The organism is Dyadobacter jiangsuensis (assembly GCF_003014695.1).
Lineage (GTDB): Bacteria > Bacteroidota > Bacteroidia > Cytophagales > Spirosomataceae > Dyadobacter > Dyadobacter jiangsuensis.
In genome coordinates this window covers 48,095-57,569 of the sequence record NZ_PYAS01000027.1, presented here as the reverse complement: position 1 = coordinate 57,569, position 9,475 = coordinate 48,095, and the positions used below count along the sequence as shown (strand labels likewise).

The 9,475-nt window shown below is 49.6% G+C and carries 10 protein-coding genes and 1 tRNA gene; 8 read left to right on the top strand and 3 right to left on the bottom strand.

The genetic code is table 11. From position 1 onward, the window contains the following. From CLV60_RS32640 to CLV60_RS32620, 5 genes are all read left to right on the top strand, one after another. On the top strand, positions 1-324 hold a 324-nt coding region (locus CLV60_RS32640; RefSeq protein WP_146151639.1), incomplete at its 5' end, for a T9SS type B sorting domain-containing protein. A gap of 92 nt (positions 325-416) precedes the next feature. Then, positions 417-1,295, top strand: a complete 879-nt coding sequence (fabD, locus tag CLV60_RS32635) for an ACP S-malonyltransferase (protein WP_106599600.1) — start codon at positions 417-419, stop codon at positions 1,293-1,295. Positions 1,296-1,361: 66 nt separating this feature from the next. Further along, positions 1,362-1,432, top strand: a tRNA-Gln gene (locus CLV60_RS32630). 248 nt (positions 1,433-1,680) lie between these two features. Further along, positions 1,681-2,286: a TetR/AcrR family transcriptional regulator gene (locus CLV60_RS32625; RefSeq protein WP_106599599.1), complete on the top strand. Its 606-nt coding sequence runs from the start codon at positions 1,681-1,683 to the stop codon at positions 2,284-2,286. Between the two features lie 99 nt (positions 2,287-2,385). Then, positions 2,386-3,888 (top strand): lipopolysaccharide biosynthesis protein, encoded by a 1,503-nt coding sequence (locus CLV60_RS32620; protein ID WP_106599598.1) that lies wholly within the window; start codon positions 2,386-2,388, stop codon positions 3,886-3,888. A 6-nt stretch (positions 3,889-3,894) separates the two neighbouring features. Here the strand turns inward: CLV60_RS32620 and CLV60_RS32615 are convergent, their stop codons facing one another. Beyond that, positions 3,895-4,641, bottom strand: coding sequence for an ABC transporter ATP-binding protein (locus tag CLV60_RS32615; RefSeq protein WP_106599597.1), 747 nt, complete (start codon positions 4,639-4,641; stop codon positions 3,895-3,897). Between the two features lie 21 nt (positions 4,642-4,662). Beyond that, the gene (locus tag CLV60_RS32610) at positions 4,663-5,391 is read right to left on the bottom strand and encodes an MlaE family ABC transporter permease (RefSeq protein ID WP_015813410.1); all 729 of its coding nucleotides are present in this window, start codon (positions 5,389-5,391) and stop codon (positions 4,663-4,665) included. 62 nt (positions 5,392-5,453) lie between these two features. On the opposite strand from CLV60_RS32610, the gene CLV60_RS32605 reads away from it, so the two are divergent. The 3 genes from CLV60_RS32605 to CLV60_RS32595 all read left to right on the top strand — a co-directional run bounded on the left by CLV60_RS32605 (position 5,454) and on the right by CLV60_RS32595 (position 7,917). After that, complete coding sequence (locus CLV60_RS32605; RefSeq protein ID WP_106599596.1) at positions 5,454-6,164, top strand: SDR family oxidoreductase; 711 nt, start codon at positions 5,454-5,456, stop codon at positions 6,162-6,164. A 74-nt stretch (positions 6,165-6,238) separates the two neighbouring features. Then, a complete protein-coding gene (locus CLV60_RS32600; protein ID WP_106599595.1) occupies positions 6,239-7,147 on the top strand; it encodes an ROK family protein in 909 nt (302 codons plus the stop codon). Positions 7,148-7,206: 59 nt separating this feature from the next. Further along, positions 7,207-7,917 carry a glycosyltransferase family 2 protein gene (locus tag CLV60_RS32595; RefSeq protein ID WP_106599594.1) on the top strand — a complete coding sequence of 237 codons (711 nt, stop codon included), beginning with the start codon at positions 7,207-7,209 and terminating at the stop codon, positions 7,915-7,917. Positions 7,918-7,950: 33 nt separating this feature from the next. On the opposite strand, the gene CLV60_RS32590 is transcribed toward CLV60_RS32595, so the two are convergent. Next, positions 7,951-9,474 (bottom strand): hypothetical protein, encoded by a 1,524-nt coding sequence (locus CLV60_RS32590; protein WP_106599593.1) that lies wholly within the window; start codon positions 9,472-9,474, stop codon positions 7,951-7,953. Position 9,475 lies beyond the last annotated feature (1 nt).

The window sequence follows — 9,475 nt, the reverse complement described above, 5'->3', positions numbered from 1 at the left end:
CCAAGCAATACCGTGTGCCGCGATAACTGCCCGATGTTTGTGCTACCCAACGTATTTACACCCAATGGCGACAACAAAAACGACACCTTCCAGCCCCTGGAATGCCCCGCATTTGTACAATCGCTGGAATTCAAAGCCTACAACCGATGGGGTGCGCAGGTGTATTCCACCAAGGATGTCAACATCAATTGGGACGGTAAAACCAATGGCGGTAAAGACCTTGCTGCGGGTCAGTATTATTATGAAGTAAAAATCTATTTCGAATCTTCGCAAAAACAAAGTGTGCCTGTGACCCTGAAAGGATGGGTGCAGCTGCTGCGATAGATTCTTTTTTCTTTCACATTCAAGTATTTCCTTTGTAGCCCGGTTTTTTGCCGGGCTTTTTGTTTCATCATGAATAACCATAAATCATCCATATGAAAACGGCATATGTTTTCCCTGGTCAGGGCTCGCAGTTCAAAGGAATGGGTCTGGATCTTTACCAAAGCTCCGATTCCGCCAAGGCATTGTTTGAAAAAGCGAACGAAATCCTCGGTTTCGAAATCACGAAAATCATGTTCGAAGGCACCGACGAGGAGTTGAAACAAACCAACGTGACCCAACCGGCGATATTTATCCATTCCGTGATCCTGGCGAAAATCACCCCCGATTTCGCACCGAACATGGTAGCGGGTCACTCGCTTGGCGAATTTTCGGCCTTGGTTGCAGCCGGAGCCCTTTCTTTCGAAGACGGTCTCTCACTCGTGGCAAAACGTGCGGCGGCGATGCAGAAAGCCTGCGAAATCCGCCCGTCGACAATGGCCGCGATCCTCGGCCTCGCCGACAACGTGATCGAAGAAATCTGCGCAGGCATTACGGATGAAATCGTCGTACCGGCGAACTATAACTGCCCGGGACAAGTGGTCATTTCAGGAACCATCGAAGGCGTTGAGCGCGCCAATGAGCTTCTGAAAGCCGCCGGTGCAAAACGCGCTTTGGTACTTCCTGTCGGAGGCGCATTCCACTCTCCATTGATGGAACCAGCCCGCGAAGAACTCGCAGCGGCTATCAACGCGGCGCAGTTTGAGCAGCCGATTTGCCCGGTTTACCAGAATGTGAATGCAAAACCAGCCACGGAAGTATCCGTTATTAAAGAAAATCTGATCTCGCAGCTCACGGCTCCGGTAAGATGGACGCAGTCTGTGGAGCAAATGGTAGCCGACGGTGCAGAAATCTTCATCGAATCAGGACCGGGCAAAGTTTTGCAAGGCCTTGTAAAAAAGATCGCTAGCAATGTTGAGCTAAAAAGTATTTAATTTTTTTTCCAAAAAGCTTGACACGTGACCTCGCTACCATTACTTTTGCACCACTGTTTACGGTTTTGGCCGATGGTGTAATGGTAACACAGGACATTTTGGTTGTCTTATTCAGGGTTCGAGTCCTTGTCGGCCAACAGTAATCGAAGAGCTCATTTTTCAATGAGCTCTTTTTTATTTCCATCCAATTCCCGCTCCTAACCTTAGAATACTTCCAAATTTCGGAGGGTAAAAGGCCATTTAATAGCATTTCCAACTTTTTGCGACCTCACGGTGACATTAAGGAAACCTTTTTAAAAATTTGGTTACTTAATGTAACTTTTCTGCTATAAAATTTGGATATGAAATGTTACATTTACTATGTTTTAACCTAAACAGCACCCATATGAAAGTAGAAAAAGTAAAAAAGCGTGATCGCGAGCGCACGAAGAGTAAAATACTCAAGGCGGTCGGCGAAGTAATTGAACAACATGGCACCGAAAAAGTGGGCGTAAACCTGATCGCCCGCACTGCCGGAGTCAACAAAGTACTGATTTACAGGTACTTTGAAAGCGTAGACGGCCTGATGGAACAGTATGTCAGGTCGGGAGAGTACACGTCAACCCTCAGCACAGATTACATTGACAACATCCCGGAGCTAACACCGGACGAACGGAACAAAGCTCTCACGTCCCTCATGCACACTTTCACCAACGATCTGCGCCAGCGCAAAGCTACGCGTGACCTGCTCCGCTGGGAGATCGGAACCGGAAAGTCGATGCTTTCAGACGCCCGCAACCAGATTGCGACGCGTATCCTCAACAAAATAGGCGACCTGCCCTATTACAATGACACCAGCGCGTTAATCGCATTCATTTCAGCAGGCATTTATTTTTTGACCATCTCCTCTGATTATCGTGAAAAAATGCTTGACGTGGACCTTCAAACCGATGAAGGCTGGAAGCGTATCGAGCGCGTAGTTGACAGTATTATCTCGGATGTCCGGGGTTGACGATAAAAAAACCGCAGGCCCTTCCCCTCAAACGGGAAGGGCCTTTTCCTTTTATTGGCAGTTACTCTTCTATATTTGCGAAGGAAAATCCCGCATTGAATGAGCGTACTGAAAAAACTGGCCAGTGAAACCGCCACCTATGGCATCAGCACCATGCTGGGCCGCTTTTTGAACTACCTGCTGGTGGCCCTGCATACCGATCTTTTTGAACCTCAGCAAATCGCCGCACAAGGGCAGCTATTTGCTTATGCCGGCCTGGCGCTCGTGCTTTATACATTTGGTATGGAAACCGCGTTTTTCCGCTTTGCACGCGATGAAAAAGACCGGAAACAATACTACGACCTGATATTAAGTGCGGTGATCCTGGTCAGCCTGATCTGCTCCACGCTGATGTTCGTCTTCGCAAGGCCTATTGCCGAGCTCATCAAATATCCTGATTCTACGCCGATTGTCAGGATGTTCGCGATCATCATGGCCACCGACGGTATCGTTTCGATCCCGTTCGCGAGGCTGAGACTGGAAGGCAAGGGTAAAAAGTTCGTGATCATCCGGGTTACCAACATTTTGATCAACATTTTCCTGAACTTGTTCTTCCTGCTCGTCTGCCGCGATATCCATGCAGGCGAATACCTGGCATTCCTGCAACCAGCCGTTGATCTGTTCTACAACCCGCTGCATGCCCCGGATTATATAGTACTGGCCAACCTCATCGCCAACCTCGCATTTTTCTGGATGCTCAGGAAAGAGTTCGCCGATTTCCGGTTTGTGTTCAGCAGTGCGCTTTTCAAACCCGTCTGGGTGTATGCATTTCCCGTGATGATCATGAATGTCGGCGGTGTGCTGAATATGCTTTTCGACCGGGCCTTCATCCAGTTTTTGCTCCCCGCGAACTTCTACCCGGGCCGCAGCAACGAAACCGCCATCGGTATTTACGTGCAATGTTACAAGTTGTCGATCTTCATGAACCTGGCCATACAGGCATTCAAATACGCCGCGGAGCCATTTTTCTTTTCCAAAGGCGAGGACAAGAATGCACCGCCCGTTTTCGCGAAGGTTACCAAGTATTTTATCATCATATGCGTGCTTATGTGGGTGGGCATATGCCTGAACCTCGACCTATTTGCCGAGTTGTTCCTGAAAAAGAAGATTTACCACGAAGGCCTGGGCGTGGTGCCCTGGCTGCTGGCGGGTTATTTGTTCCTGGGCGTATATTACAACCTGGCGACCTGGTTTAAACTGACCGACAAAACCGAATACGGAACCTGGCTCACGCTCACAGGCGCGGGCATTACCATCGCGACGAGCTTCGTGCTCGTACCTCAGATCGGCTACCACGGATTCGCGATCGCATTCGCATTGTCGGGCTTTGTGATGCTGGCGCTCTGCTATTATTTCGGGCAGAAGTATTACCCCGTACCGTACGACCTCACTTCCGCGATCGGTTACATTGGCGGGGGCGCATTGCTGATTTACACCTCTTCGATGTTTAAAATACCAAATCTGTGGATTTCCGTTCCGGTACACATGGCTGTGTTCGCGATGTGCGTGGCGGCGGTGTTTTTGCTGGAAAGGAAAAATATCCCAGCTCTCCGAAAGCGATAATGCAGGCTATTCCTGCATTTCGCGCAGCAGTTTATTGGAGAAAAGGAATTCTTTCAATTCCGGCACATCGGTTTTGGTAATATCGGTGTTCACGCCTTCCCAAAGTTTATGGCCTTGATACAGGAACATAATATTCTGGCCAATCTCCATGACGGAATTCATATCATGCGTAATAATAATGGTCGTGATCTGATATTCCTCCGTGATTTCTTTGATCAGCTCGTCGATCTTCACCGACGTGAGCGGATCGAGGCCGGAGTTGGGTTCGTCACAGAACAAGTAGGCAGGGTTCATCACAATGGCCCGTGCAATGCCGACGCGCTTCTTCATCCCCCCGCTGATCTCCGATGGCATCCGTTTCGCCGCCTGTTCCAGCCCTACCCTTTGCAAACAAAACGCTACCCGCTCCCGTTTTTCCTCCGTTGATTGCGTGGTAAGCATGTCCAGTGGAAACCGCACATTCTCTTCCACTGTTTTGGAATCAAACAATGCTCCACCCTGGAAGAGTACGCCCATCTCGCGGCGGATAGACTGTTGGGTGTCTTTATCGCAATGGTAAAAATCGCGGCCGTTGTATAGGACGTTGCCCTCGTCGGGCTTCACGAGGCCGATCATGCATTTGAGCAACACACTTTTCCCCGTACCGCTGCCGCCGATGATCAGGTTCGTTTCTCCTTTCTGAAACTGGGCCGAAATCCCTTTTAAAACTTCCTTACCGTTGAATGCCTTCGAGATATTATTGATTTCAATCATTTTGTGTCCGGTTGAGAACGCTTACAAAAGCAGTTGCGCGAGCAGGTAATCTGCGACAAGAATGGAAATACAGCTGTTGGTTACCGCCTGTGTGCTTGCCTTACCCACCTCCAACGCGCCACCCGAAGTAAAAAATCCCTTGAAAGAGGAAATCGAGGCGATCAGGAAGCCGAAAACAAAAGGTTTCACACACATGAAAAAGATATTGTAGGGCACGAAGGAATCGCGGATACCGTATAAATAATCCCGTTCGGTGATTACGCCCGTGAGTGTCCCTGCCAGGTAACCGCCCAAAATGCCCAGGAATGCAGAAAAAATAACGAGCATCGGGAATGTGAGCATCGCTGCAACCACTTTCGGAAGCACCAGGTACGACGAGGAGTTGATCCCCATTACTTCCAAAGCGTCGATCTGCTCGGTAATGCGCATCGTACCCAATTCGCTGGCGATATTGGACCCTACCTTTCCTGCGAGCACAATACAGGTAATGGTCGGCGCGAGTTCGAGGATTTCCATATCGCGGACGATCAATGCCACGGTGGAAATAGGGATAATGGGGCTAACGAGGTTATAGGCCGTCTGAATACAAGACACCGCGCCGATGAAGGTGGAAACGATCGCGACGATGAAGATCGAACTCACGCCGATGCCCACGCATTCCTCCATCAGCCTCCGCCAATAAACCGATAATTTCTCGCCCTTCCCGAACAGCGTCCCTAAAAAAATGAAGTATTTACCGATTACAGACATGATATCTTAATTGTATTCAATATTTTCGGGAAAATTAGGCAAAAAAAGAAGTAATCAGAAAAATGAATCCATTAGCGGTTGTAACCGGTGGAACAAAAGGGATCGGAAGGGCAGCGATAGAAAAATTTTTAGCACAAGGCTTCGATGTAATTACCTGCGCAAGAAACGAGAGCGACCTGCTCGCACTGCAACAAACATTCAGCGAAAGTTTTCCCCAATCAAAACTGACTTATTTAACGGCCGACCTGTCGGTACGCGCCGATGTGGACGCTTTCATTGCATTTATCCACAAGCATAACCCGGCGGTGGAGGTACTTATCAACAATACCGGCGTATTTATCCCGGGACAGGTCCATAATGAAACGGAGGGCACGCTGGAAAAAACGATGGAAACCAACCTGTACAGCGCTTACCATCTCACGCGGGGGCTTTTGCCCGGCATGATGGAGCAGAAAAAGGGTCATATCTTCACCATTTGCTCCACCGCCAGCATTATCGCCTACCCAAACGGCGGCTCCTATTGCATTTCGAAGTTCGCATTGTACGGGATGACCAAGGTACTGCGCGAAGAAATGAAGCCGCATAAAGTACGTGTAACCGCCATTCTACCCGGTGCGACTTACACCGACAGCTGGAAGGGCACCGAGCTGCCTGAGGACCGCTTTATGGATTCCGGCGACGTGGCCGAGTCGATCTGGGCCGCCTATGCATTGTCTCCCAGGGCAGTTGTGGAAGAGATTTTGATCCGCCCGCAGCTGGGAGATTTGGATTAATGAGTGAACAATAGAGCAATTTTACTAAATTGCCGCATTTTTAAAATTATTTATTAAACCCATATTTTCATTTCATGGAACAATACCTCGGTATAGACGTGGGCGGTACCAACGTAAAAATGGGGATCGTTGACGCTACGGATGGAAGAATCTCGAATTTTTACAGTCACGATACTGCCAGCTGGCGTAGCTCCGGGCATTTTATAGACAGATTAGGTGATGCAATTGCGCTCCAACTCGTTGAATATCCCGAAGTCAAAAAAGTAGGAATCGGTGTTCCGGGGCTCATTTCCCGCGACAGGACCACGCTGATCGAAATCACGGCAATCCCCGAAATCGACGGGATCACCATTGTTCCGGATTTGAAAGCACGGTTTCCGCAGCATGATTTTTACCTCGAAAACGACGCCAACGCGGCTGCTTTGGGTGAATATTATTTTGGGGAGGACAAACTTCCGGAAGATTACATTTTCGTAACCCTTGGCACCGGTATCGGCGGCGCGGCGATTATCGACAAGAAGGTATTCAAAGGCGGCGGGGGTAATGCGATGGAGCCAGGTCACGTTCCTTCCAAAAACGGAAAGGTTCTCGAACGCAACATCGGTAAAAAAGAACTGCTCGACATGGCTAATGCGATGCGCGCGGCTTACACCGGCACGACCCAACTTCCTGCCGACGGCACGATTTCAACCACCGGCCTCGTAGCGGCTGCTTCCGCTGGCGACGAGCTTGCAAAAGCGGTTTTCCATGAGATGGGTTACCTGCTGGGCGAAGGCCTCGTTTCGATGATCCGGATACTCGATATCACAACAATTTTGATCGGTGGTGGTATTTCTGCCTCATTTGAGTTTATTTTGCCGGCTATTAACGATCGTTTCAAGTACTGGCTGACGCCTTACTACCTGAAAACAATCAATATCAAACGCGCAACGCTTGCTAACGACGCCGGACTGCTTGGAGCAGCTTCATTGTGTTTTGAATAACGAATAACCCCGAAACAATAACGATTCACTCTTAAACAGTCTCACTATATCTTTCCCTGATGAAATTATCGGTTATCGTTCCTGCCTACAATGAAGAAAAAACAATCCGAAATGTGCTGGATAAACTCAAATCCGTTGAACTGGTAGGTAATTTTCAGAAGGAGATTGTAATTGTAAATGACTGTTCTGCCGACAATACGGAGGCAGTTGCTAAAAAATTCATAGAAGAGAATCCTGAGCTGGAAGTAGCTTACTTCCGGCATGAATACAACCAGGGGAAAGGGGCGGCATTGCACACAGGCATCCGCCGCGCGACGGGCGACTACATTATCGTCCAGGACGCAGACCTTGAATACGATCCCCAGGAATTCAATATATTGCTAAAACCGGTTATCGAAGGATATGCGGATGTGGTGTATGGCTCCCGCTTCATGGGCGGAAGACCACACCGCATCCTTTTTTTCTGGCACACGATCGGGAACAAGTTCCTGACGTTCCTGAGCAACATGTTTACCAACCTCAACCTGACGGACATGGAAACATGCTACAAACTCTTCCGGGCCGATCTGCTGAAGGGTCTGAAACTGGTCGAAAACCGCTTCGGCTTCGAGCCGGAAGTAACGGCCAAAATCTCCAAAATTCCCAAAATCCGCATTTACGAAGTAGGCGTGTCTTACTACGGCCGTACATATGATGAGGGCAAGAAAATCAACTGGAAAGATGGTTTCCGTGCGCTGTATTGCATTGTAAGATACGGCCTGGGAAGCTAAGCCTACCCCGCAAAGAACCGGGATACCGAATCCTTAAACATCCAGCATCACCACGTGGATACCACTTCCACAGACCGTACCAGTATAACTTTTAGCCGGGTTGGTCGGGTGCTTGACCTCGATAATGTGCCGGAGGTTATCCGCATACATATTGAAATAATACAACACCATCTTGTTGCCCGAAATGCGGCACCTCGCAATACCTCTTTTGGCAAAATACGCACTCACGATGTCGCACCCTGACGCCTTCCGATCGATCCACGCATTGCCGTCGAGGCGATAGGAACAATAATACGGCGTGCCGCCTGCAACGGTTCCGCCCGTTTGCATCCACAACAAATTCCCGAAATAACTGTAATCGCTGCTGACGGCGAGCGGTGAATAAAAATCCTGTGGCGGCAATCCCACCCCCAATTGGTAATAGTAGGGAAATGTGGCCGGACCGCCCGCATTGGGTCGCCAGTAATCCATGCTCTGGTGCACCGGCTGATAGTACCCGATGGGTTTCTTGCTTGCCGGTTGTTTCAGGAAGGTGCCCCAATCGACGAAAACATTGCCGTATTCGTGTGCCAGAAAACCCATCAGGATTTGAAATGCCGGGTCGTGTACAGGCTTGTCGGCACGAAAAAATGTGCCCTCGGGAAATGTAACTTTATCCGTAAAAGACTCGGGTGCCCATTCGTGGTGGTTATAGAAGAACATCCCGGTGTATTTGCCGAGTTTTTGCCAAAGCTCCATGCAAAAAAGCGAATTCATCGCCTGGCCCGGATTGAGGTCGAATGCTCCGAAGTAAATGCCCTCCATCACGGTGTTGGTGCGTGACAATGTCCCGCCAGGATGAAACCAGGTTTTCATCTGCCATTGCGAAGGATCCTGCGTGTACATCACCTCCCAGTCGGCCTGGGTTTTGGAGGTGTTTCCCAGGTAATAGGGGCCTGTCGCAAAATAGTTATGGCAGAGGAAAAACGGCTTCTGGTCCTGTGCCTTCTTCGCTTCGTAAAGCCCCGCCAGCTCATCATAGAATGAGTTCCACATGGGCTTGTCGGCAGGCATAAATGGGAAGTTTTCCATCGTCTCCCCGATCCAGAGATTGGACGCATTGCCGCTATTCCATACCTCATGCGCCTTCGCGCGGGCCTCCGCATCGGTGAACGGGCCATTAGGCCAGCATTTCTTGTTGTATCCATCCACCCATTCTTCCGGTCCGATGCACGGCAATCCAAAAATCGTCGGGATAGTCGGGACGCCATTGTATTCCTTATCGGGATAAGAACTCCTGAATGCGGCCAGGGAGCCTTCATTGCCTAGTTCATTTCGGTTATAGTGCGTACCACCCTTCGCGAACGTCTGCGCCCAGGTATACGACTGCTTGGTAGGCGGCTTTACGAGTACATGGCCCGCGGGCATTGCGATATTCGGGCTCACTTCCATGAAACCGGGTACCTGCGAAGTCGGGTCGTAGCCGGAAGGAATCGTGTTCTTGAAAGTGACTGGTATAGTTTGGGCATGGAGGGGCAGGGTGCTCAGGAGCACCCAAAACAGGATCAGCTTTTTCATG